Origin of the sequence: Streptomyces sp. NPDC008001 (genome assembly GCF_042958085.1) — a bacterium.
Taxonomy (GTDB): domain Bacteria; phylum Actinomycetota; class Actinomycetes; order Streptomycetales; family Streptomycetaceae; genus Streptomyces.
In genome coordinates this window covers 599,145-621,472 of sequence record NZ_JBIBIZ010000003.1, presented here as the reverse complement: position 1 = coordinate 621,472, position 22,328 = coordinate 599,145, and the positions used below count along the sequence as shown (strand labels likewise).

23 protein-coding genes and 1 pseudogene are annotated in these 22,328 nt (G+C 71.0%); 13 read left to right on the top strand and 11 right to left on the bottom strand.

Annotated features, from left to right (window positions below):
* The first annotated feature begins 44 nt into the window (after positions 1 to 44).
* Positions 45 to 332, top strand: coding sequence for a ricin-type beta-trefoil lectin domain protein (locus ACFZCD_RS11165; RefSeq protein WP_391829630.1), 288 nt, complete (start codon positions 45 to 47; stop codon positions 330 to 332).
* A 195-nt stretch (positions 333 to 527) separates the two neighbouring features.
* Here ACFZCD_RS11165 and ACFZCD_RS11160 read toward each other — a convergent pair whose 3' ends face one another.
* Positions 528 to 1,829, bottom strand: a complete 1,302-nt coding sequence (locus tag ACFZCD_RS11160) for a hypothetical protein (protein ID WP_391829534.1) — start codon at positions 1,827 to 1,829, stop codon at positions 528 to 530.
* A gap of 5 nt (positions 1,830 to 1,834) precedes the next feature.
* Positions 1,835 to 2,647: an alpha/beta fold hydrolase gene (locus tag ACFZCD_RS11155; RefSeq protein ID WP_391829533.1), complete on the bottom strand. Its 813-nt coding sequence runs from the start codon at positions 2,645 to 2,647 to the stop codon at positions 1,835 to 1,837.
* A 187-nt stretch (positions 2,648 to 2,834) separates the two neighbouring features.
* On the opposite strand from ACFZCD_RS11155, the gene ACFZCD_RS11150 reads away from it, so the two are divergent.
* Positions 2,835 to 3,434: a hypothetical protein gene (locus tag ACFZCD_RS11150; protein WP_391829532.1), complete on the top strand. Its 600-nt coding sequence runs from the start codon at positions 2,835 to 2,837 to the stop codon at positions 3,432 to 3,434.
* A gap of 160 nt (positions 3,435 to 3,594) precedes the next feature.
* The gene (locus tag ACFZCD_RS11145) at positions 3,595 to 4,887 is read left to right on the top strand and encodes an MFS transporter (protein WP_391829531.1); all 1,293 of its coding nucleotides are present in this window, start codon (positions 3,595 to 3,597) and stop codon (positions 4,885 to 4,887) included.
* A gap of 33 nt (positions 4,888 to 4,920) precedes the next feature.
* On the opposite strand, the gene ACFZCD_RS11140 is transcribed toward ACFZCD_RS11145, so the two are convergent.
* A complete protein-coding gene (locus ACFZCD_RS11140) occupies positions 4,921 to 5,346 on the bottom strand; it encodes a pyridoxamine 5'-phosphate oxidase family protein (protein WP_391829530.1) in 426 nt (141 codons plus the stop codon).
* Between ACFZCD_RS11140 and ACFZCD_RS11135 the strand changes: the two genes are divergently transcribed.
* From ACFZCD_RS11135 to ACFZCD_RS11125, 3 genes are all read left to right on the top strand, one after another.
* On the top strand, positions 5,345 to 5,764 hold the full coding sequence (locus ACFZCD_RS11135) for a DUF6083 domain-containing protein (protein ID WP_391829629.1): 420 nt from the start codon (positions 5,345 to 5,347) through the stop codon (positions 5,762 to 5,764). The genes ACFZCD_RS11140 and ACFZCD_RS11135 overlap by 2 nt on opposite strands.
* A 167-nt stretch (positions 5,765 to 5,931) precedes the next feature.
* Positions 5,932 to 7,245, top strand: a complete 1,314-nt coding sequence (locus ACFZCD_RS11130) for a ricin-type beta-trefoil lectin domain protein (protein ID WP_391829529.1) — start codon at positions 5,932 to 5,934, stop codon at positions 7,243 to 7,245.
* 427 nt (positions 7,246 to 7,672) lie between these two features.
* Positions 7,673 to 8,248, top strand: coding sequence for a hypothetical protein (locus tag ACFZCD_RS11125; protein ID WP_391829528.1), 576 nt, complete (start codon positions 7,673 to 7,675; stop codon positions 8,246 to 8,248).
* A 32-nt stretch (positions 8,249 to 8,280) separates the two neighbouring features.
* Here ACFZCD_RS11125 and ACFZCD_RS11120 read toward each other — a convergent pair whose 3' ends face one another.
* Entirely contained in the window at positions 8,281 to 9,510 is a 1,230-nt protein-coding gene (locus ACFZCD_RS11120) for a PP2C family protein-serine/threonine phosphatase (protein WP_391829527.1), read from the bottom strand.
* A gap of 166 nt (positions 9,511 to 9,676) precedes the next feature.
* Entirely contained in the window at positions 9,677 to 9,889 is a 213-nt protein-coding gene (locus tag ACFZCD_RS11115; protein ID WP_391829526.1) for a hypothetical protein, read from the bottom strand.
* A gap of 495 nt (positions 9,890 to 10,384) precedes the next feature.
* On the opposite strand from ACFZCD_RS11115, the gene ACFZCD_RS11110 reads away from it, so the two are divergent.
* Positions 10,385 to 10,915, top strand: coding sequence for a GNAT family N-acetyltransferase (locus ACFZCD_RS11110; protein WP_391829525.1), 531 nt, complete (start codon positions 10,385 to 10,387; stop codon positions 10,913 to 10,915).
* Positions 10,916 to 11,012: 97 nt separating this feature from the next.
* Here ACFZCD_RS11110 and ACFZCD_RS11105 read toward each other — a convergent pair whose 3' ends face one another.
* Positions 11,013 to 11,918, bottom strand: coding sequence for an aldo/keto reductase (locus tag ACFZCD_RS11105; RefSeq protein WP_391829628.1), 906 nt, complete (start codon positions 11,916 to 11,918; stop codon positions 11,013 to 11,015).
* Positions 11,919 to 11,968: 50 nt separating this feature from the next.
* Positions 11,969 to 12,859: an NAD-dependent epimerase/dehydratase family protein gene (locus tag ACFZCD_RS11100; RefSeq protein ID WP_391829524.1), complete on the bottom strand. Its 891-nt coding sequence runs from the start codon at positions 12,857 to 12,859 to the stop codon at positions 11,969 to 11,971.
* Positions 12,860 to 13,007: 148 nt separating this feature from the next.
* On the opposite strand from ACFZCD_RS11100, the gene ACFZCD_RS11095 reads away from it, so the two are divergent.
* The gene (locus tag ACFZCD_RS11095) at positions 13,008 to 14,015 is read left to right on the top strand and encodes a LysR family transcriptional regulator (RefSeq protein WP_391829523.1); all 1,008 of its coding nucleotides are present in this window, start codon (positions 13,008 to 13,010) and stop codon (positions 14,013 to 14,015) included.
* A 59-nt stretch (positions 14,016 to 14,074) separates the two neighbouring features.
* A pseudogene (locus tag ACFZCD_RS11090) lies at positions 14,075 to 14,281 on the top strand (hypothetical protein); the annotation flags it as partial.
* 479 nt (positions 14,282 to 14,760) lie between these two features.
* On the opposite strand, the gene ACFZCD_RS11085 reads toward ACFZCD_RS11090, so the two are convergent.
* Positions 14,761 to 14,997, bottom strand: a complete 237-nt coding sequence (locus tag ACFZCD_RS11085) for a hypothetical protein (protein WP_391829522.1) — start codon at positions 14,995 to 14,997, stop codon at positions 14,761 to 14,763.
* A gap of 376 nt (positions 14,998 to 15,373) precedes the next feature.
* On the opposite strand from ACFZCD_RS11085, the gene ACFZCD_RS11080 reads away from it, so the two are divergent.
* Positions 15,374 to 15,982, top strand: a complete 609-nt coding sequence (locus ACFZCD_RS11080) for a hypothetical protein (protein ID WP_391829521.1) — start codon at positions 15,374 to 15,376, stop codon at positions 15,980 to 15,982.
* Between the two features lie 212 nt (positions 15,983 to 16,194).
* On the opposite strand, the gene ACFZCD_RS11075 is transcribed toward ACFZCD_RS11080, so the two are convergent.
* Both ACFZCD_RS11075 and ACFZCD_RS11070 read right to left on the bottom strand, forming a co-directional pair.
* Positions 16,195 to 16,776 carry a TetR/AcrR family transcriptional regulator gene (locus tag ACFZCD_RS11075; protein ID WP_391829520.1) on the bottom strand — a complete coding sequence of 194 codons (582 nt, stop codon included), beginning with the start codon at positions 16,774 to 16,776 and terminating at the stop codon, positions 16,195 to 16,197.
* A complete protein-coding gene (locus ACFZCD_RS11070) occupies positions 16,773 to 17,834 on the bottom strand; it encodes a saccharopine dehydrogenase (protein ID WP_391829519.1) in 1,062 nt (353 codons plus the stop codon). Before ACFZCD_RS11070 ends, ACFZCD_RS11075 begins: the two co-directional genes overlap by 4 nt.
* A gap of 938 nt (positions 17,835 to 18,772) precedes the next feature.
* Between ACFZCD_RS11070 and ACFZCD_RS11065 the strand changes: the two genes are divergently transcribed.
* The 3 genes from ACFZCD_RS11065 (at position 18,773) to ACFZCD_RS11055 (ending at position 21,686) form a co-directional block, all read left to right on the top strand.
* Positions 18,773 to 20,152 (top strand): globin domain-containing protein, encoded by a 1,380-nt coding sequence (locus ACFZCD_RS11065; protein WP_391829518.1) that lies wholly within the window; start codon positions 18,773 to 18,775, stop codon positions 20,150 to 20,152.
* A 102-nt stretch (positions 20,153 to 20,254) separates the two neighbouring features.
* Complete coding sequence (locus tag ACFZCD_RS11060) at positions 20,255 to 20,860, top strand: pyridoxamine 5'-phosphate oxidase family protein (RefSeq protein WP_391829517.1); 606 nt, start codon at positions 20,255 to 20,257, stop codon at positions 20,858 to 20,860.
* A 46-nt stretch (positions 20,861 to 20,906) separates the two neighbouring features.
* On the top strand, positions 20,907 to 21,686 hold the full coding sequence (locus ACFZCD_RS11055; protein WP_391829516.1) for a class I SAM-dependent methyltransferase: 780 nt from the start codon (positions 20,907 to 20,909) through the stop codon (positions 21,684 to 21,686).
* 16 nt (positions 21,687 to 21,702) lie between these two features.
* On the opposite strand, the gene ACFZCD_RS11050 is transcribed toward ACFZCD_RS11055, so the two are convergent.
* Positions 21,703 to 22,302: a TetR/AcrR family transcriptional regulator gene (locus tag ACFZCD_RS11050; RefSeq protein WP_391829515.1), complete on the bottom strand. Its 600-nt coding sequence runs from the start codon at positions 22,300 to 22,302 to the stop codon at positions 21,703 to 21,705.
* Positions 22,303 to 22,328 lie beyond the last annotated feature (26 nt).

Sequence of the window (22,328 nt, the reverse complement as noted above, 5' to 3'; positions counted from 1 at the left end):
CCAGCCCACAGTCGCTTCAGCCGGCGGCGGCAGCCGGGAAGTCAATCGTCCGGCTCAGGGGATTGCGCAGCGGCGGACGGTGCGTCGACATCGGGGACAGCGTCCAGCCCCATCCCGGCGAGCGTTCCGTGCTGCACGACTGCACCGGCCGCGGCAGCAAGACGGACGGGACGGGCGGCCGCTGGCAGGCGGAGACCTTCGGCGACCGCACCCTCCGCTTCCGCAACGAGGCCGCGCACCTGTGCCTGGTGCCGTCGGCACGGGAGACGGGCTGCGTGACGATCCAGACCTGCAGCGAGGACGCCCGTCAGCGCTGGACGATCGTGCCGTAACTCCGCGACCGCGAGGCGACGGAGCCGGTTACGAGTGCGCGGTGACCGTCGGCTCGCCGCCGGGGCCGTACTCATCCGCAGGCCCGGATGAGGACGGCCCCCGAGCCGGGCAGAGCAGGTCCGGGCAAAGCAGGTCCGGGCAAAGCAGGTCCGGGCAGAGCGGTTGCGACCCCCGCGAACGCAGGTCGGGGCCCCTCACTCGTCTGCCGTCAGGATCGAGGCGATCACGGCGGGGGCGGGAGGGCCGTCGAGGACGCGGCGCAGTTCCGCCACTCCCCCGCGTCGCTGTTCCGGTGTGAGGGAGAGGTACTGCTCCATGCGTTCGTTGAACGTCCTGCGGAACCTCGCGTAAAGGTCGTCGTCCTTGAGGACCCGGCCGGCGACGCTCACGAGGGCCTCCGTGCCGGCGTAGTCGTCCTCGGGCAGCACATGGCCGGGCAGGACGTCCGCGAACCGGGCGGCCGAGTCCCCGAAGAGCGTTCCCACCAGCTTCCGGACGGTGAATGTGTGCGCGTAGTGCTGTTCGTGGAACCCCAAGGGCAAACGGCCCAGGAGCGTGGCTTCGTGGAGCGCCGACAGGCCGGGGGCGATGAGGGAGTGCGGTGTTCTCGCCACCTGCGGCAGCAGCTCGCGCTGGGGCAGGAAGCGTCGGTCGACACGGCGGCCGGATGCCCGGTGGGTGCCGCCGCGGCGTCCGGCGTACGGGCCTCCGCAGAGCAGGACGCGGGTGAACCGCGGCCAGTCGGCGAGGAGGTCCGGGATCCAGCGGTCGATGAGCCGGAGGTAGTCGTTGTTGACCTCGAAGTCCAGGAGGAAGTTCCTGAAGCCGCCGACGTTGATCAGCAGGTCGTAGTCCGGTCCGGCGACTGCCGGTTCCTCTTCTCTCGCCTGCCGCAGACCTTCCAGATCGACGAGGGGACCGGTCAGGTGCATTGCGCCGTCCGCCCCGGCATGGGCACCGGCACCGGCACCGGCACCGGCACCGGCACCCGCGAACTCCGCCATGCGCCCGGATACTCCGGGGAAGTTCTGGACCACGCTGTGGTCGGCCAGTAGATGGGCGGCGAGGATGCGCTCGTGCGGCGAGAGGCGGGCCAGGTGGCGGTGTGCTGCCGGGAAGGAGTGACGAGGGACGGTCGCGCACAGCTCGCGGATCTGCGCCGGCGAGTGCTGGTGGTGGTGCCAGAAGCCGAACAGGCAGTCCACCAGGACCACCGGGCGGCGCGCCACGACGGAGCGCAGGACGAGGTCGGCGTCCATGACCGAGACGACCTGGTCGCTGCTCTCCAGCAGCCGGTCCAGGAGTGCTGCTCCGTTCGCGCGCGGCCCAGTGAGCTCGTGGATCCCGTCGAAGGCGGTGGCGTTGCGGCGGGCGAACTCCGCCGCGACACCGCTCCCTACGAACACCCGCTCGTGCCCGGGAAGCAGCCGGGAGACGGCGACGAGTACGGAGGCCGGGCCGAAGCCGCAGTTCTGGGCGCCCATCAGGATGCGCATGTGCATCAGCCGGGTGCGGGCCGGGTGCCGGCCAGGACTGCCGCGAGGTGCTCGGCGAAGGGGGCGGGGTGGGTGGCGTAGCCGGCGTGCCCGCCGGGGAACTCCGCCAGTTCCCGGCCGAGCCGCTGCGCGAGGAGAGCCACCGGCCGGTGCACGTCGTGGGTGCGCGATGCCCGTCCGCCACCCGGGACGACGCGATCCGCGACGGCCGTCAGGGCGGTGACGTCGGGCACGCAGCGGGTCGAGGGCAGCATCACGTGGGAGAGGAAGAACTTGCTGTTGTCGGTCGCTGCGGGAAGAGGCGGCGAGGGCCTTCCGCTGAAGACGGCCCGGAGCCTGTCCAGGGCTGCCGGAACGCCTTCCCGGCGGAACGTCGCGTGTACGTCGTCGAAGAATGCGGCATGTCGTGCGGCGTCCGGCAACAGCCCCATGGCGGGCGGTTCGTGGGCAACGGCCAGCCGGATCGTCTGCGGATCGCGGACCAGGAGCTCCAGGGCGATCAGAGCGCCCGAGCAACTGCCGAACACCTGCACCGCGTCGCCGGGCCGGGTGAGGTGGTCGAGCAGCCGGGCGGCGTCGCCGGCCTGGGTGTCGAGCCACGGTTCGGGCGGTGGTCCGTCGACGGGGCTGCGGGAGATGCCGCGCGGGTCGTAGGTGACGACGCGGTGGCAGGCGGCGAGGTCATCGGCCAGGTCCCGGAAGACCTCGGCGTCGGAGGCACCGCCGGGGATGAGCAGCAGGGGCGGCCCGGTGCCGCGCACTTCGAAGTACAGCCTTGCGCCCGGCACGGCCAGTGCGCCGCTCTCCAGCGTGTCCATGTCTCTCCAGCTCGCTCCGGCACAGGCCCTGGGGGAGGCAGAAGGGGACGGCACGAGAGTACGCGTGGCACGGCCGGCGCGGACAGGCGTGCGGGCCGGTTCGCGCGCGGGGCACGTGACACCTGGCGTCCGTCGTCGCTCCGGCGCGCCGGTCTGAGGGCCGTACGGCGGGGGCATGGAGTGCCCCATGTTCCTCAGTGTGAAGAGAGCCGCGGTGGCGGTCGGTAAGAGGCAACTGCGCGCGGGGGCCCTGGTGGCTGCCTTGCTGCTCGGTGCGGCCGCACCGGTTCCGGCGTCCGCCCACCCCCGGGGATCGGGACTGCTGCAGTGCGAGGGCACCGAGTCCGTCAGCTACCAGCCGGGGATCACCCTCCGGGCACGACGCATTCACGTCACGGTCGACGGGCAATTCGCGTCCTGCGTCGGGGGCGGGGGCGGGGATGAGCGTGACGGCGGGGTCAAAAACGGCAGCTACCACGAAGAGTTCACGCTCGTCACGGGCTGCAGCAACCTCCTCGAAGGATTCAAGTCCCGGCGGACCTACACCTGGAACACCGAGGGCACCGGCCTCCGGCACACGGGTGACTCCAGCACTGCCGACATCAGCGGCAGCAGCACGGCTGTGGCAGGCCAGGTGGTCACCCAGGTCACCGGCACCATTCCCTATGGCCGCTTTCGCGGCCATAGTCTGCTCCAGGTCATCGTCTTGCCTCAGCCGAGCGCCCTGCAGTGCCTTGCGGGCGGCCTCACCGGCGTCACCGGGGCGACGACACTGATGATCTTCTAGTTGCTGTGACCGGTGGCGGCGTTCGCCGCGTTGCTCCTCGTTCCTCAGGCCGCCACCCACAGAGCCCGGAACGCTCGTTACGGGCGCAGCAGTCCCCATCACAGGGCCCATGTGCTGGGGGCAGTGAGGCCGGGAGGGCTGAGGTGATCTCTTAGAGTGCGTGACCGTGACGATCACTTCGGGAAAGTCGGCGCTGTGGCGCGACCGGCGGTTTGTCCTGCTCGTTTCTGCTCGGACCATCTCGGTCCTGGGCAATGGGTTCGCCCGGGTGGCTTTGGCCTTCGCCGTGCTGGCCCTGCCCGGCGCCGGCCCCGGACGGCTTTCACTCGTGCTGGCTTGCCAGGCGGTGCCCCAACTGGCGTTCATTCTTGCCGGGGGTGTGATCGCAGACCGGATGTCACGGTCTCGCCTCATGGTCATCGCCGATGGTGCGGGAGCAGTGGCCTACGCGGGGCTGGCCGCGATGACCTTGTCCGGGCATGCGCCGTTGCCCGGGATGTGCGCGCTGGCGGTGATAGCGGGCGTGGCGACCGCTCTGTTCGCGCCGGCGTTGGACGGTGTTGTGCCGCTCGTGGTGCCCACTGAACGCTTGCAGCAGGCCAACGGGTTACTGCGGATGAGCACCAACACCTGCTTGTGTCTGGGACTGGCGCTTTCGGGGCTGGTCGTCGCGTGGGTCGGAGCGGGCTGGGCCTTGGCTCTGAACGCACTGTCGTTCGTCGTCAGCGCTGCACTGACCGGCCGCCTGCGGCTGCCTGCACGGCCGACCAAGGCGTCCTCCGTGGGGGCAGACCTGCGTCAGGGCTGGCGGGAGTTCGCATCGCGCCAGTGGCTGTGGGTGGTGGTGGTTCAGTGCACGGCTGTGGTCGCCGTCTTCAACGCGACCGTGGGAGTCCTGGGACCACTGGCAGCCCAGCAGCATCTGGGCGGGGCTCGCTCCTGGTCGGTCATCGTCGCAGCCCAGGCACTGGGCGCCATCGCCGGAGCCGGCCTGGCCGTACGGGTCCGCGTCGGCCGACCGGTCCTGGTCGCCGTCCTCGCCACGTTCCCCGTGGCCCTGCCGATGGTGTTCCTGAGCGTCTCGGCACCGGTATGGCTGATCGCCGCCGCCATGTTCTGTGCGGGTGTGGCCGGTGACGTCTTCAACGTTCTGTGGGCCAGCACGCTGCAACGGGAGATACCCGAACAGATGCTGTCCCGCGTCAGTTCGTACGACTTGTTCGGTTCCCTGGCCTTCGCTCCGATCGGCCTGCTCGCCGCCGGACCCATAGCCCAAGCTGTCGGTTCCGGCACGGCTCTGGCCGGGTGCGCGGGCGTCGTCGTCCTCGCCACGGTCGCTGCCCTGTCGTCCCCCGGAGTCCGCGCGCTGCGGCGTACCGAACCGCCGCAGCCCGTGCCGTCAGCAACGGCAAGCAGCCAGGCCGACGAAGAGGGGGCTGTCCGGCGGGGCTGATGCGCGCCGGGACAGCGGCGGCGCGCCATCGCGTCAGAAGGCACCCAGGTCGGCGGACACCCAGTGTTCCGGCTGCATGCAGATGACGAGGTGCTCACCGAGCCGGGTCCGGTCGTATTCCACGAAGCCGGCGACCTTGTCCTGCGGCAGGTACCGGGCGGCCATCTCCCAGGCCTGCTCACGGCTGTCCGGTGCCGTCCTGGTCACCGGCCCCTCGACCGACACGTAGCGCACCGTCGGCTCGACCCGCTGCACCATGAGGCTGAAACGCCCCGCAGAGCGAATCGCTCGCGCCTTCCGGGAATCGGGCCCGGTACGCACCCACAGCTCGCCGCCCGGCGTGTACTGGTACCAGATGGGAACCGTCAGCGGCGCGCGGTCCGGCCGTTCGACGACCGACAGCGCGCCGATATGAGGTTCCGCCAGAAACTGCTCCCGCTCCTGTACCGACAACGTCATACCACCGACCATAGCGGCGCGTGACGTCTCCCGCTCGCAGCCGACGGCACGTAGCTTCCCGGGGCCTCATACGTGTGCGGGCAGCTGCGCGGGCGGCAGTCGGCTCAGTTCCGGGTTCTGCGGCATACGCCCTCAGCCCGGAATCGCACCCGGCCGGTACGTCCTCCTCGAGCCCCGCTACGAGCCGCCCGCCCACGCTGGGCCCGCCGGTCACCGCTGGATCACCCACCCGGACGGCACAGCCACCAACCTCGGAGCCGCCACACTCCCGGCAGGAAGCCACTGCCGGATACCGCACGCCCTCGTCTGCCCGTGCAGCGAAGAACCTTCAGGGCCGGCTGTACTCAAAGCCCTCTGGCAGCACAACTCAGGACTCATCCCCCACGTCGACCAGGTAGGGGACGGTCGGGCGACCTGAACCCCCGTTCCCCGGGAAACCGGACGGTCTCAGTCGCCCCTGCGGCCGCGTGCGCACCAGCGTGATCGGTTGTCGGACCGACGGCCTAAGATCACACCGCCCCGGGCGGCCGGAACGGTCAATGCCCGGGGCGGACAGTGACACAACGGGGAAAGGCTGATCAGAACGTGCGACTTACCGGCAAGCGCCGAATAGCCGCTGCCGCCGCGGGTGTCGTGGCGGCGATCGCGGTGACGGCTCAGCTCTCGCCCGGCGCATTCGGCACCGAGGGCACCACGACGGACGCCGCCGCGGCACCGGCGAGCACCGATCCGGCGAACGAGCCGGCGAACGAACCCGCGGACCAGGCGGACTCCGGCGTCTCCGCGACCGACGGGACCGTCTTCAAGAACGGTGTGATGTCGCTGAGCGCGGCACCCGTGCACACGAGGGCGGCCGTGGCCGCGGCACCCCAGGGGGAGGGGTGGAAACTGGCCAACGGCGTCACCAAGTCGCTGGCGAGCGGCTACACGATCAAGTTCTACGACCAGAAGTCCGTGGACTGGCTGGGCCGCTACGTGAAGGCGTCCGCCACCGACCTCAAGCGCATCACCAACCTGCCCATCACCGTCGACACCACCCCCGTGGGCTGGGACTACTCACGCCCCAAGGGCGTGATCGTCATCGGTGTGCTCAAGCGCCCGTGCGTGCCGCCGGCGGACAACGGCCAGACCGGCTGGAAGATCGTGCACGACGGCTCGGGCACCCCCAACCTGAGCTGCGGGCTCATCTCCTCGTCGGTTCCGAGCACGGTGACCAGCGGACACGCCTACATCGACAGCGAGTTCTTCACCGCGGACGGCAAGCCCGCGCCCTCCTGGGGCGAGACGTTCATGCGCAACCACATCAGTCATGAGCTCGGCCACACCATGGGCCTGACGCACGCGGACCGCAGCGCGAAGCGCGGCGACTGCGCCGTCGGCAAGGACTCCGGCGAGAAGCCGGTGATGTGCACCGCGAACCACGGCTACGAGGACGGGCGCGCGGGCGACTACATCCAGCAGTTCGACGTGCAGGGCCTGCGCTACCTCGCCGCCGGTGCCGGCGTGGCCGTCCCGCCCCAGGGCAAGGTGACCGGCCTCGGCGGCAAGTGCCTCGACGTCAAGGGCGGGAAGGCGGTCAACGGCACGCAGATCCAGCTCTACGCCTGCAACAGCTCGGTGGCGCAGTCGTGGATCCTGGGGAACGACGGCACGTTCCGCGCGCTGGGCAAGTGCCTGGACAACGCGCGCAACGCGAGCACCGACGGCAACAAGATCGAGCTCTTCGACTGCAACGGCGGTGCCTCGCAGCGCTGGTCGGTCAATGCGAAGGGGCAGATCGTGCACGTCGCGTCGGGCAAGGTCCTCGACGTGACCGGCGGCAGCACCGCCAACGGCACCAAGATCGAGCTGCACTCGGCCAACACCTACAAGCGTCAGCTCTGGTCCGTCCCGAAGTAACGGCCACCTGATGTACGGGCTACGGGGTGGCCCGCGAACCGCCCCGTAGCCTGCGGCATGTGGTGGCACATGCCCCGGCAGACGCCCACCGGCGCCTGTCGGAGCCGGCCGCAGCCGGAGAGCCGGTTCCGGGCAATGCCATGCGATCAACTCGCTATCGTCGACAGGCGGTTCCAGGACCGTACGGACTCTTACAGGGCCGACGAGGGGAAAGCCGATCGTGCCCGACTCCAATGGCCGGATCAGGAACGCTGCCACCGGGATCGTCGTCAAGGATCAGCATCTGCTGATGATCCGGGCGAGCTGGCGGCCGCGAACCCTGACACCGGGCGGCCACGGCCCGCATCGCCGCCCGGGGCCTGGGTAGGCGAAAGGCGGGGCCCGGCAGCGGTGCGGTATGCCGGGGAGTGAGCAGGGAGGGATCGCCATGGCTGTGGAGAAGCAGGCTCACGGAAGCCGCGAGGGCGACAGCGCGGAAGCCGACCGGAGGAGGGCCGAAGGGGCGGCCGAAGGCAGCCGGGAGGCGGAACGTCGCCTCGCCGGGCAGGAGCCGGACCACGAGTTCGGCGGATCGCCGACTTCTCGGGCGTCGCTCTCCCTGACCGTTGAGGAGTCCGGCACCGCTACGATCACCGCACGCGGGGGCAACGGAATACCGAAAGCGATCCGTGTCGTCGACGAGTCCGGCACGCTGATCGCCGCCTACATGGGTTTCGCCCTGGACGACCTGAGCGTGGCCAAGTCGGCCCGGTCCTCGGTCGCCGGCGCGATCGCGCTCTCCCTCGACAGCACCGACGAGGAGGACGAGGCCAAGGCGGAATCACCGTCGGGCGTCATCGCGGGCCGGACGGGCGAGGACGTCCCGGTGCAAGTGACACCCGAAGAGTTCCGGGACCGTGCCGTCGCTCTCTTCGCCGGTGAACTCATCGACCTGTCACGCGAGCTACGGGGAACGGCGCTGCGGCAGGCAGGGCAGCCGGCGGGCGGTGCGCCCCAGACATAACCCCAGGCACCCCCTTCAGCGCTGCTGCGGCTTCAGCGCTGCTGCGGCCGCCATTCGAAGAGGAGGATCGTCGCATCGTCCCGCAGGTCGTTGCGCTGGTGGTCGAGAATCGCGTGAATGAGCAGCCGTAGCACCTCTGCCGGGCGCTGACCGGCGGCCGTGGAGCGGATGATGAAGTCGGTGAACCGGTCGAGTCCGAACTCCGTTCCGCCTTCGCTGCGCGCTTCCGTGACACCGTCGGTGTAGAGGAGGATGCGGTCCCCGGGTTCGAGCACCGTTTCGTGCACGTCCCGGCTGATCGGTGCGAGCTGGAAGGGCAGCCCCATCGGCGGCTGCGGAGGATTGGCCAGGGCGTGATCGATGACGCGCTCGTCGCGGATCAGCAGCGGTGGCGGGTGGCCGCAGTTGATCCACCGCAAAGCCCCCGTTTCCACGTCGAGTTCACACAGGACACCTGTGCAGAACTGATCCGGGAGCCACTGAGCGAGTGTCTGGTCGATGGTGCCGACCAGATCGGGCAGGTCGGCACCGCTGCGGCGGGCGTTGCGTGCGCCGGCGAGGGCGACCGAGGTGGTCAGTCCCGAGGCGAGATTGTGGCCCATGGAGTCGAAAATCGCGGTGTGGAGGATGTTCTTGACCACCGAATGGTCGAACGCGTCACCACCGAGTTCGTAGGCCGGTTCCAGTACCGCGGTCGAGACGCACTCGCTGTTGCCGATGGTGCGCGGCGGGAGGAAGGCCCGCATCATTTCGGCGTGCAGGTGCATGGGTGCCCTGCGCGTCCGGGCGACCAGCCAGTCGCTGTAGGTCCGTTTGGAGGTGATCGCCATTGCGAGCAGGTCCGCCAGCATCCGGCTCCGGCGCAACCGCGGGCCGTCGAGCGTCGCCGACCGTACGGCGAGCACTCCCAGTCGTTCCGCACCGTCGACGAGCGGTACCCAGACGACCACGCCGTCGTCCTCGTTGGCTACCCGCAGCGATACCGTGCGGTACGCCCAGCCGGCCGAAGTCCCGTCCACCGGGACCTCGGGATACTGCTCGACGAGCGGGACGAGCAGTCTTTGCTGCAGGTCGACAAGGTAGATCAGCGCCGTGTCCATGCCCAGGACGGCGGCGCATCGGTCCACCAGTGCGGAGAGCTCCACCGGCATGGCGGTGTGCGCCGACGAGATCAGCTCTTCCAGCTGTTTGTCCTGGATTCCGGCTCCGGGCTCGGCGGGGTCTGCCGGGGGCCCGTGCAGTCGGTCGGGCACGGAGATCACCTCTTCCCACCGGGTCTCACCTCAGTCCCTGCGCCTCGGCGGTCGCACGCACCGGTTTGCGGTCGCACGCACCGGTTTACGGCTAGGGTGAGCCGCGCCCGGCCCACCAGCTTGCGCCCGGCCGGCGCGTCCCGCACGCGGGCCCTGGTCCGAGCGGTCCTCGGGCTCAGTCCGGAGGCTCCTGCTCCGGCAGCTCTCCAGTGCCACCCTTGGCATCGGTGCGCTTGCGTTTGCCCTCGCCGTTCTCCCGGCGCGCAGCCCGGTCGACGGGCGGGCCGGCCGGAGTGCGCGCCGGGGTGGCGCTCGCCTGCTGATCCTGCATGTCCCGGGGCACGGCCTTGCCACGGCCTGCGCGCTTCTCACCGCGCCGGCCGGTCACGGCTGGGTCCTCTTGCCGTGCGCCTCACCGCGTGTTCGCTCCTTCTCCTTCCTCTTGCCCTTCTCCGTAGCGTCACCGCTCGCCCTCACCCCTTCCAGGGCCTCGTCCTGCGCCGTGCCGCCCCGGGGCCCGTAGCCCTCGCGGGCACTCGCCGTACCCGGCACGGAACGCTCACGCGCCTGGCTCTCCTGACCGGAGTGAGCCCCCGGCTCCTGGTCGTCACGGGCCCGCTCAAACGGTTCACGATGTGCATCCTTGCGCTGATGCCGAGCCATCTCCGCCACCTCCGCAGTCGTAGGCGTTCGTCCCGCCGCGCAGACACGGCGGGACAACCCGGGTACCCGAACACCGACAGCACATGCGTCCCAGTGGCCTCATCGCCCGACCCGAAGCGCGATCGCCTGCAAGCGTGTACATGACCACCCATCGCTCCAGGGCGGCCCTCGCCACTACGCCTCCGCTCGCGATCCGCCGGGCAGCGCATAGGCTTCCGTCGTGATCGACGCGACGCACGGCATACGGATCAGACCCGGCAGCCCGGCCGACGTACCGGCCATCCTGGACATGCTCGACTCCGCGGTGGCCTGGATGAACGCCCGCGGGAACACCGAGCAGTGGGGCACGACACCGTATTCGCAGAAGCCCGGCGGGGCGGCGCGGGTCGAGCGGTACACCACCGAGAACGCCCCGTACATCGCGGAGCTGGACGGAGTACCCGTCGGAGCCCTGGTGCTGGACTCCGGGCCCAGCCCGCAGATGCCGATCGCACCGGCCGCGGAGCCCGAGCGGTACGTGCGGCTGCTGGTCTCCGACCGGCGGTACGCCCGGCAGGGCATCGGGGCCGCAATGCTGGCCCATGCCGCCGAGGAGACCCGGCGGGCCGGCGTGCAGCTGCTGCGGGTCGACTGCTGGGCGGGAGGCGGAGGCGAACTGGTCGCGTTCTACGAGCGCAACGGCTTCACCGCCACCGACAGTTTCCTGAGCGGCTCCTGGCCGGGTCAGGTACTGGCCCGACGAGTCGGCTGACGGCCTTCGGTCGCGCACGCTGACTTGCCGGGCGGGGTCCGGCTCAGGGTCCACGGTCGGGGGATCTTACGTCGGCCACCCGCCCACCGTCTGCGTCCTACAGGCGCAGCCCCGCCACCTCCGTTGGCGACAGCATGAGGTCGGCCACCGCCGCCGAGTCGCGGATGGAGGACGGGCGGCGGGCGCCCGGGATCGGGATGACGGCCGGTGACTGCGCCAGGTGCCAGGCCAGGCAGACCTGCTGGGGGCTGACGCCGTGGGCGCGGGCGAGAGTGTGGAAGGAGGAGTCCGGTGCCGGTTCGGTGGTTCCCGGATCGTCGACGGCGCTGAGCGAGATCCCGCCGAGCGGGCTCCACGGCAGGAAGGCCAGGCCGAGCTCGGTGCAGAGGTCGAGGGTGTCCCGGGTGGACGGATGTGCCGGGGAGAAGCGGTTCTGCACCGAGACCAGGCGCGGGCCGAGGATCTCCCGGGCCGTGCGGATCTGTGCGCAGTCCACGTTGGAGAGGCCGGCCATCCGGATCGTGCCGGCGTCGGCCAGGTCCCGCAGGGCGCCGATCGAGTCGGCGAAGGGGACGGCCGGGTCCGGCTTGTGCAGCTGGTAGAGGCCGATCGCCTCCACTCCCAGCCGGGCCGCGGAGGCCTCCGCCGCGCGGCGGAGATGGCGCGGGTCGCCGTTGACCGTCCATGACCCGTCGCCTGGACGGCCGCGACCGCCCTTGGTCGCCACCAGCACCTCGTCCGAGCCGCTGCCGTAGGCGGCCAGTGCACGGGCAATCAGTCGTTCGTTGTGGCCGAGTTCGCCGGCGTGCCAGTGGTAGCAGTCGGCGGTGTCGATCAGCCGCACGCCCGCGTCGAGCGCGGCGTGGATCGTGGCGATCGCCTGCTCCTCGTCCGGGCGGCCCTCGACGGAGAGCGGCATCGCGCCGAGGCCGATGAAACCCACCTCGATGCCGCCGATGGTACGGGCGGCGGCGTGCGCGGCCGGATTGCCCTTCGTCTTCATTTTCGCCGTCGCCTTCTCCGTGGCCTTCTCCGTCATCTTCACCGTGTCCTTCATCCCCGGACCTCCTTGAGAACCAGCGGCAGCCAGTCGGCGACCGCACCGAACCGGAAACCGAGGCGGTCCACCCGGCCGGTGTCCATTGCATAGCTGCGGTCGAAGGAGAGCGGCGAAACCGGCTCCCCCGTCCCGGCGACCAGCCTCGGCTCCAGGCCCACCACGCGGCCGACCGCCGCGCACAGCTCTCGCACGCCGAGCGTTCCGCGGGATGCCGCGTTGACGGGGCCCGTGAAGTCCGCCGCAGCGGCCCATGCCAGGAACCGGGCGATCTCCGGTGCGTGGACGAAGGACGCGGGCTGCGGGGCAGGGTGGACCACCACCGGCAAGCCCTGCTCGATCCGCTCGATGTAGTGGTCCAGCCGCCCGGTGAAGTCGCCGGCGCCCAGGACGTGCGCGGTACGGACGACGGCGACGTCGAAGGGCGCCTCCTGGGTCAGCAACGCCTCCGCCTGGCGCTTGCCCTCGCCGTAGCGTTCCGCGCGGAATTGCGGGTCGTCCCAGGCGAGTCCCAGGTCCACCGGCCAGGCCGACGGGTCGACGGCCTGTTCCGGAAGGGCCGCTCCGCCAGGGCGGCCGAGTTCGGCGTAGACCTCGACCGTGGAGGTCAGGACGTAGCGCCGGGTGCGTCCGGTGAAGGCCCGCGCGGCGATGGCCGCCTGGAGCGGTGAGTAGCAGACCTGGTCCACCACGACGTCGAAGGACCGGCCGGCGAGCGCAGCGTTCAGCGCGGCCTCGTCGTCGCGGTCGGCGCGCAGGTGGATCACGCCCCGCGGTACCGGCGCCGATCCGCGGTTGATGACGGTCACCGTCGCGCCCGCGTCCCGCAACTCCTCGACCAGCAGCCGCCCGAAGTAGCGGCTCCCCCCGATCACACACACGTCCATTCCGCGGCCCTCCCGGTCCGTCCGTCCCTCAACGCGTTCTCGGCTCACTTTGTGTTCTCGGCTCTCTTTGCGAGCTCGCTGATCAGCCTGCCCGATGTTGATCAAGAGCAGTAGCATGGATGACAGCGCCTCGTTTTAAGGAGAACTGTTGATTGACGTCCAGCGGCTGGCCGTGCTGCGCGAGGTCGCCCGCTGCGGCAGCTTCAACCAGGCGGCCCAGGCTCTGTTCTGCACACCCTCGGCCGTCTCGCAGCAGATCGCCGCACTGGAACGCAGCCTCGGCACGCCTGCCGTCGAGCGCTCCACCCGGGGCGTCACCCTCACGGACGCCGGCCGCCTGCTGGTGGAGGCCGCCGACGCGATCGCCGCCGAACTCACCGACACCCAGCAGCGCATCGAGCGGCTGACCGCCGAACGGATCACCCTCACCATCGCCACCTTCGTCAGCGCGGGCCGACGGCTGCTGCCCGCCGCCCTGGCCGGATTCGCGGCCGACCATCCCGAAGTCGAGCTGGCGATCATGGAGGCGGAGCCGGAAGAGAGCCTGCCCGCCGTCCGCGAAGGACGCGCCGACCTCGCCCTCGCCTACCACCTCGACGGCCCGCCACCAGCCCGGCCCGGCGACCGGTCCGGGCTGGACTGGACGCCCCTCGGCCCGGACCCCCTGCGCGTCGTGCTCCCGCGCCACCACCCGGCCGCGGCCCGCTACCGGACCCGGCCCGAGCCGCCGCACCTGGCCGAACTCGCCGACGAGCGATGGATCCTGGGCTGCCGGAAATCCGCTGCCCAGCTCGCCCGCCACGCCGATCTGGCCGGCGTCGAGCTGACGATCTCGTGCACGGCGACGGACTACGACTTCGCCCAGTCGCTCGTCCGCGCCGGCATCGGCATCGCACTCATCCCCGAAATCGGCCTGAGCCGGCATCCGGAACTGATCGCCCTCCCCCTGGCCGAGCCCAGCCCTCGCCGCCACCTGGGCCTGGCGCTCTCCCGGCGTCGCCGCGGGCCCGCCGCACGACTGGCCCAGGCGCTCGCATCCCTGCTCGTCGAGCAGACGCGGGTGGTGGCCGGTCCGAGCGCGGTTTTGGAGGAGGAACCGGAGCTCGTGCCGGGCCCGCGTGGAAACCTTGCCGCGGCCACGGGGCCGTCCCTGTGACGACGCGCTCGTCGTGATTCGCCGTACGTACCGGTCGTGGTCGCTGATCGGCTCGATGTCAGAAGTTCAAGTGGCGTTACGCGACGCTCGGGTTCAGTGACCAGGCGAAGCTGGACGAAGGCGCGATGTGGGCGCCCTGGTCACTCGGTCCCCGCCGGCTCGGGCCTGCCCGTTTCCCCCCGTGGGGCCCGGCGCCCACTCCCCCGTGGCCCGGGCCCCGGACGTGCCCCCCATGGGCCCGAGCCGGCGTCGCACCGGCGCCGTAAGCGGTGCTGCGCCTCGGTGCCGGTGTGCCAACCATTCAGCCCGGGGAGGCGGTGCGTGTCGAGGAGTTTCCTGGTTTCCCATGGAGGAGGAGACCGGGAAACCCCAGCTGACCTGCAGGGACCCCTCGCGGCTACTGCGGAGGGCTTGAGTGGCTCGGCCGCCGGTCGCCGAGGTCTATGAACGCGCGCCAGGGCCCGGCGCCGGCGGCAATCCTGCGTGGGAGCGCGGCGAAGGGCGCCCGCGCGTCAACACCGTGCAGCCCTCGTACACCCGGCCCAGCCGGCGGTGGGCGGGGCCCTTCTCGCCGGCGGGTTGCCGGTGTTCGGCGGGTCTACCGTTCTCGCCCGCCCTACCAGTCCCTCCTGCCAGGTCGGCTACAGGCCGGGAAACCACCACCCGGGGTCTCCGTGCACGGCCTGTCAGCCAGTCCCCCGGCACGGCCGGGACGACGGCGCGGCGCTGTCCGCCGCGAGCGAAGCTATTGGCCGTGCCGGCTGGTGTAGATCACGAGGACGATCAGCAGGAGCCCCGCGAGGAGCACGCCTCGGCCGGGCCAGGGTGCGGAGTCCTGGGCCCGGATGCCGTCACCGTCGGGGACGCCACCGTTGTGGGCCTCGCGGCGGTGCCGGTCGCGTTCCTGCTCGGCTTGTCGCATGTTGGTGACCTCGTCCCAGGTGATGCCGCACACGGCACACCGGTACTGATAGTTGGACACAGCGCTTACCTCCCGCCCGTGGCGGCCCCGTCCCGAGGCCGCGAACCTGTGGGGCTCCCGAACCCTAGTGCGGGCTCGGCCCGACGGGGGGCCACTCCGGCAGGCTTCCCACGTTCGGGCGAGATCCCGTAACGGCCGATGTGGTGAATGTGACGCTTGAGGAACGGCGAACGGCATCCGCGACCGACCGCGCGCATGCACACGATGCCGGTCTCACTGCGTCAAGCTCTGGGTGGAGGGCAGGAGTCAGGCGAGTACCAAGGCACACCCTTCACACCTCACCGTGCGGAACAGTTCGTCCGTCTACCTCTGCCGCAGGTGGGGTGACATGGGTAACATCGCGGCTCACACTCGGCAACAGGAGCGGGACAACCTCATGGCAGACACAGCCACTTCCCTTACGGACCAGTACACAGCGCAGGTCGCTGCGGACATCGAGCGCGTGTCCCAGGAACGGGAGCAGGTCCGCGCGGAGATCTCGGCGCTGCAGGAGCGCCTGGAGACACTGGAAGCCGACCATCAGCAACTGCTGAAGCTACAGGCCACCCTCACCGGTCAACTGGCCGCAACGGCGCAGCCCTCGGCGGGTGGGACCGCTGCCGAGCCGGAGGCCGGCAGGAACACGGGGGCGAAGGTGCCCCGGCCTCGCACGTCCCAGTCGCCGGAGGGAGGGCGATCCCCTCGCCGCGGCACGAAGGCAGGCCGGCGGGACACCACGTGGGGGGAGATCGTCCTGGCATACCTGGCCGGGCAGCAGGGGCCTCAGTCCGTTGCCGAGATCGCGCACGGCGTGAGCACCGCTGATCCCGCGCGTACGGTGCAGGCGACCGTGGTCCGGAACACTCTCGAAGCACTCGTCGCCCGGGGCAAGGTGCAACGCAGCAAGCAGGCGCGGTCGGTCGCCTACAGCGTGGCGGGCCAGAAGGAGGGGACGGCCCGGTCCAAGCAGAAGCAGGCAGACGTCGAGCCTCCCGAGTCGGCATAGGGGCATGGGCGGTGGCCGTGGCGCGGGGGCCACGACACCCTGCACATCAAGGTGGATCTGCACGTGGAGTTACGCGTAGATCTATTCATGGGCGTCGGCAAGCTCGGCAGCCATGAGCGCGCCGCAGCGTCGGCGCGGCTCAGAGAGCGCTCACCGAAAATTCTGGCCACCGTCCGCACTCCGCACCCCGTCCCGCCCCCGAAAGCGCTGCCTCACCCCTGGAGCAACCGCACCGCGGCATCCAGGATCTGTGCGTCCGTCGCCTCCGAGCGGAATCCGGCGACACCCGACCGCATCAGGGCGGCCCCTTCGACGAGTGCCACGAACGCCTCGGCGCGGGACCGGCAGGATTCCGCGGGCCACTCCGGCCGGCCCTCCCGTACGAATGCCTCCACATGGCCGACGTACTTCCGGTAGAACTCCCGGACGACCGTGGCGATGTCCTCGTCCCGGGCCGCCAGTGCCCACACTTCGGCGAACAGCCGGACCAGCTGGGGGTCCTCCTGCTCGGCCAGGAGCACCGCCACCGCCTCGCCGGGATCCGCCCGTACCGCCTCGGCCATGCCGGCCAGCCGCTCCAGCGAGCGGTCCAGTGCCCGTTCCAGTACGGCCTTGATCAGTTCGGCCCGGGTCGGGAAGTAGTGCTGCAGGTGGCCGACCCGCATCCCCGCCTCGGCCGCGACGGCCCGCAGGGACGCGTCCGCGTTGCCCCGGGCGATCAGTACGCTTTCCGCCGCGTCCAGGAGGCTCGTACGCCGGATGCCGCCCTGCTTCGTCAGCTGTTTCCCGGTCATGCCACCATCACCTCGGCTCCCGCCTTTTCCAGTGCGGCCACCACGTCTTGCGGGGCCGGTGTCATCTCGGGGAAGACCACGCCGCCGGGCGCGGTGGAACCGTCCTCGCCCAGGACCCGGCGCAGGCCCAGCAGGCCGCCCACCGCGGTGAGGTGCGCCTGGCCGGCCGGATCCGCCACCACCGCCGTACGGCTCGCGCCGTCCCGCCCGCGTACGTCGATCCGCAGCAGGGCAGTGCCGCCCTCGCCCGGGGCGTACAGCACCGAGCGCCGCAGTGAGGTGAACCTGTCCCCGCGCGCCCACCGGAAGAACCCGGTCTTCTTGAGCGCCAGCAGGGCCGTCGTCGAGGTGTTCGCGCTGAAGCCGATCCGTGTGACCGCCGTGTCGACGCCCAGCGACAGCGGCAACGTGAACTGCTCGGGGGTGTCGATCCGGGCGACCTTCGTGCGGTGCCCGCCGATGGTGACGTACCCGGCACCGCTCAGCGGCATGACCATCCGCCGCCGCCCCGCCTCGGTCACCTCGTAGTCCAGGCCCAGGCGGTCCATGAAGGCCACCGAGTCGGCGCCCGCCCGGTCCTTGAGGTCGTACCGTACGGCGATCTCCACCGCCGACGCCCCGCCGAGCGCGTCCGCCAGGGCCGCGGCGACGAGTGAGCTCACCCCGCCCATCCAGCCGGACGACAACAGCACGGGTGCCTTCGGCGGGGACACGGCCGCGAGTGCGGCGGCCCGCTGCAGCCGCGCGGTCCACCGCGTGACGTCCACGTACGGCACCCCGCCGCGGAGGGCGGCCCGCAGCACCCGGTCGTCCGGGTCGTTCACCGTGCTCACCACGGCCCGTACGCGCGCCGAGAAGGGCTCCGGGTCGCCGAGGTCCCAGCGCCGCACGGACGCGCCCAGTTCCTCGGTCAGTGCCCTGCCGCGGGCCGGGGTGCGGCCGGTGAGGAGCAGGGGCCACGAAGGGGCGGCGAGCCGGGCCAGTTCGCCGCCGACGGTGCCGTATCCGCCGACGAGAAGCACCGGACCTGTCACATCGAGCTGTAAGGCGTCGTTCATGCGAGCGAGACTAGGTCAGTCGACCTAGAAATCTCAACTGCCCGGCCACGGTGGAAAACAGGTCGCTCAATGGCCGAACCGGGCCACGAGATGGGCGGCCGTCATGCACCATGTGACCGGAGGTGCCTGATGGAGCACGAACTGCGCGCCGAGTACGAGGACGGTTCCGGCCCGGGGGACCCGGCCCCCGGGGTCAAGATCTGGCACGTCGTCCGAAATCATGCGGGCCCGGATCACGCGGGCCGGGATCACGGGGGCCGGGATCACGGGGGCTTGGGCCACGCGGCCCGGGATGCGGCCCCGGGTGATGGCCTCGCGGCGATGTGCGGCCGTGAACTCGACCCCGCCTCGGCCGCCAGGCCGGCCGACGACTGGGGCACCGCCCGCGTCCCGGTCTGCCACAGCTGCGGGGCGCTCTACCTGCGCGAGGCGCCATAGCCTGCCGAACGGCCGGCCGGCCGGGCGATCGATCGGTGTCGCATTCGGGTAGCCGCTGTGCCAGAACGTCGCATTCCGCCGTGATGCCGCGAAAGCGCCTTCCGGCCCGCTACGGCTTAACTGCGCCCGGCTGCTCCGTGGCCTGTTCCACGCACATCCGCGGGCCGGAATATGCCTTAAATCGTCACTCCGGCCGGGTTGGGTCGGGGCAATGCGACAAGATCCGGCCACGAGTTCTAGCGGGTATTGCCCTTACCGGCTTCGTGGCCCTCCCTCAGGATCGTGGGACATCCGGAAGACCTGCGTCCGGTTAATCGGCTCTGCACCCCTATGAGGACTCATGTCGGCCCCCTCCCACTCCCCCGCCGCCCCGTTCGCCGGGAGCCCCGGCGGAAGCCCCGCGCTCAGCGCGCCGCGAGGGCGGAACGCCCCGGGCGATGTCACCTCATGCTGCGCCCGGGGAAGGCCGTGCCGGACTGCGGGCGGGGAGCGCTGACCCCTTGAGATTCCGGATCGGCCGCCCCGGCGGCACCCCCGCACCCCCGTCCCCGCAGTCCGCGCAGGCCCCTGCATCCGCCCTCCGGGCCGTATACGGCGAAGAGCCGGAACACCCGGAGTACGCGGAATACCCGGAATACGGACACCCGGACCCCGGATATCCGGAACCGGGATACCCCGACCCCGGACACCCGGAACCGGAATACCCGGAATACGGCCGAGAGCCGCAGGCGGACACCCCCGAAGCACCACTCTCCGACCACGAGATCGGCCTCATCAGGACGTCCCTCGCCCTGGTCGAGCCCCTCGCAGGCGAGATCACCGTCTACTTCTACGCCACGCTGTTCGCCCGCTACCCCGAAGTCCGCGCCATGTTCCCGCAGGAGATGGACACCCAGCGCGACCGCCTCCTGCGCGCTCTGCTGCGCATCGTGGACCTGGCGGACGACCCCGGGAACCTCGTCCGCTTCTGCGGGCACCTCGGCCGCGACCACCGCAAGTTCGGCACGCTCCCCGCCCACTTCCCGGCCGTGGGCGAATGCCTCCTCGCCACTCTCGCCCGCTACGCCGGCCCCGCATGGACCCCCGACATCGCCGCAGCCTGGACGAAGGCCTACGGCACCGTCGCCCAGGTCATGATCAGCGCGGCCGAGGAGGACGAGGCCCTGCGGCCCGCGGTGTGGCCCGCCACCGTGGTGCACCGCGTCTCGCGCGGCCACGGCATCGCCGAAATCACCGTACGGCCCCACACGCCCTACGCGTACGCCGCCGGTCAGTACGTGAGCGTCGAGACTCCCTGGTGGCCCAAGCAGTGGCGCTACTACTCCCCCGCCAACGCACCCCGCCAGGACGGCACCCTCACCTTCCACGTCCGTGCGGTGCCCGGCGGCTCGGTCAGCCAGGCACTGGTCCACCGGGCGGCGGTGGGCGATGTGATCCGGCTGGGACCTCCCATGGGCGACATGACCCTGGATGCGGCCGGCCACAGAGAGCTGCTCTTCGTCGCCGGCGGGACCGGGCTCGCCCCGATCCGCGCCCTCGTCGAAGAGGTCGCACGGCGAGGAGGCCACCACCAGGCCGTGCTGTTCCTCGGCGCCCGGACCAGCGCCGAACTCTACGGAGTCGACGACATGCTCCGCATGGCCCAGCGCCACCACTGGCTGACCATCAGGGGAGCGGTCTCCCACGAGCACATCCCCGGGATCCGGGGGTCCCTGCCCGACGTCCTGGCCGAGTACGGGCCGTGGTACGAGCACGACGTCTTCCTCAGCGGTCCCGTGCAGATGGTCGTCGCCGCCAAGGAAACGCTCACCCTCAGCGGCACCCCGCCCCACCGGATCCATCACGACCCGTTCGACACTCCGGTGCTGTCCACTCCCTGACCACACCGCACCGCCGCACCGCCGCGCCACCGCGCCGGAACAGCTCCGTACCGCCGTACCCACCGTCCTGCCCGCCTGCCAGGAATTCCCGGAGAACCCCTCGTGACCTTGCCTCCACCGCCATACGGATCAGCAGGAGAACACCGGCTGCAGCAGCACTTCGGCACCGCCGACCGTGCCGCCCGGTTCTACGACCAGCAGGTGCGTCCCCATCTCACACCCGAGATGCGGGACTTCATCAGCCGCCAGGCCATGGTCTTCCTGTCCACCGCCGACTCCCGCGGGCAGTGCGACGCCAGCTTCCGTGCCGGGCCCCCGGGATTCGTCCACGTCATCGACGACTACACGCTCGCCTATCCCGAATTCCGCGGGAACGGCGTTCATGCCAGCGCCGGCAACATGCTCGAGAACCCCCATCTCGGCATGCTCTTCGTCGACTTCACCCACCATCGCGTAGGGCTCCACGTCAACGGCACGGCCCACCTCTACCGCGACGAGGACCTGCGCAGCGTCCACCCCGCCCTGCCCATCGACACCGCGCCCGGGCGCAGCCCGGAGTTGTGGGTCCATCTCACGGTCGAGGAGGCGTACATCCACTGCTCCAAGTTCATACCCCACTTGCAGCCGGCCCCCGGTTCCGCCGCCCGCGACACCAACCGCCCCAAGGACGCGGACTACTTCACCGCTTCCCACGCCCACGGCGGATGAGGTGGAGAAGGGTTCCTCCGCCTGCTGCCGCTGATACCTTCCGGCCGTGAGCATACGGAAAAGAGACGGCAGTGCGGGGGACACGGACTACGGCGCGATCGGCGCGGGCTATTCCGGCTACCGGCAGCCCGATCCGCGGATCGCGGATGCCGTCGCCCAAGCCCTGGGTGACGTGAAGACCGTGGTGAACGTCGGTGCAGGAGCAGGCTCCTACGAGTCGGCCGCGTGGGAGGTGACGGCGGTGGAGCCGTCGGCGTCGATGCGCGCGCAACGGCCGGCGCACCTGCCGCGAGCCGTCGACGGGCTCGCCGAGGACCTGCCGTTCGACGACGACAGCTTCGATGCGGCCATGACCACCTTCAGCGTTCACCAGTGGAGCGACGTCGAAGCCGGTCTCCGTGAGATGCGGCGCGTGGCCCGCGGCCCGGTGGTGGTCCTGACCTGCGATCCCGACCGGGTGCGCGACTTCTGGCTCCACGAGTACGCGCCCGCGGTCCTGGACACCGAAGCCCGGCGCTACCCGCCCGTCCCTGCCGTCGCCGCCGCGCTGGGCGGCACCGTGACCGTCCGGCCGGTACCGATCCCGGCCGACTGCACGGACGGTTTCAACGAGGCCTACTACGCACGGCCGGAGCGGCTGCTGGATCCCGGTGCCCGGCAGGCGTGTTCAGCGTGGAGCTTCGTGGACGCCGCGCTGAGCGAGCAGTACGTCCGGGCACTGCGACGTGACCTCGCATCGGGAGCCTGGGACGAGCGTCACGGTGCTCTGCGCGAGCAGCCCTTCCTGACCGGATCCCTCGTCCTGATCCGCTCTCTTCCCTCGTAGCTCCCCCATAGCTCCCTCACAGTTGCAGGGGCGGGGACGCCAGCCTCTCCAGATAGTCGTCGAGGAGCTCGATCTGCCGGGCGGGCGGGAACCCCGCGGGATCGAACAGGGCCTGTACCACCAGCCCGAGCACGAAGGCCTGGGCGCCGGCCGCGATACGCGCCGGGTCCCCGCCCGGCAGCTCGCCGAGCCCCTGCGCCGCGGCGACCAGATCACGCAGCTTGTCGCGGCTCTGCCCGTACATGCGGGCGTAGTCGCTGCTCACAGCGGGGTCGGCGAGCGCGGTGTCCCAGGAGGACACCCAGATCCGGTTGCTGTCCGTGGCCTCGGCCGTCAGCGGCAGGATGTCGAGCAGGGCGGCCCTCACCGCGGCCAGGCCGCCCTCGGCCGCGCGCCGGGGGCGGGAGGCGCTCCGCTGCGCGAGCAGGTCGAGGGCGTGCGCGACCAGGTCGCGCTTGGCGGGGAAGTAGTGGGTGAGCAGGCCGGTGGTGGCGCTGAGTTCGGCGGCGACGGCGCGCATCGTCAGCCCGCCGAAGCCGTGCGCGGCCAGCACCCGCCAGACCGCCTCCGATACGTCACGGCGACGGGCTTCGTGATCACCCTTGGTACGTGGCATGCTGCTACCCTACATATCCATAACGC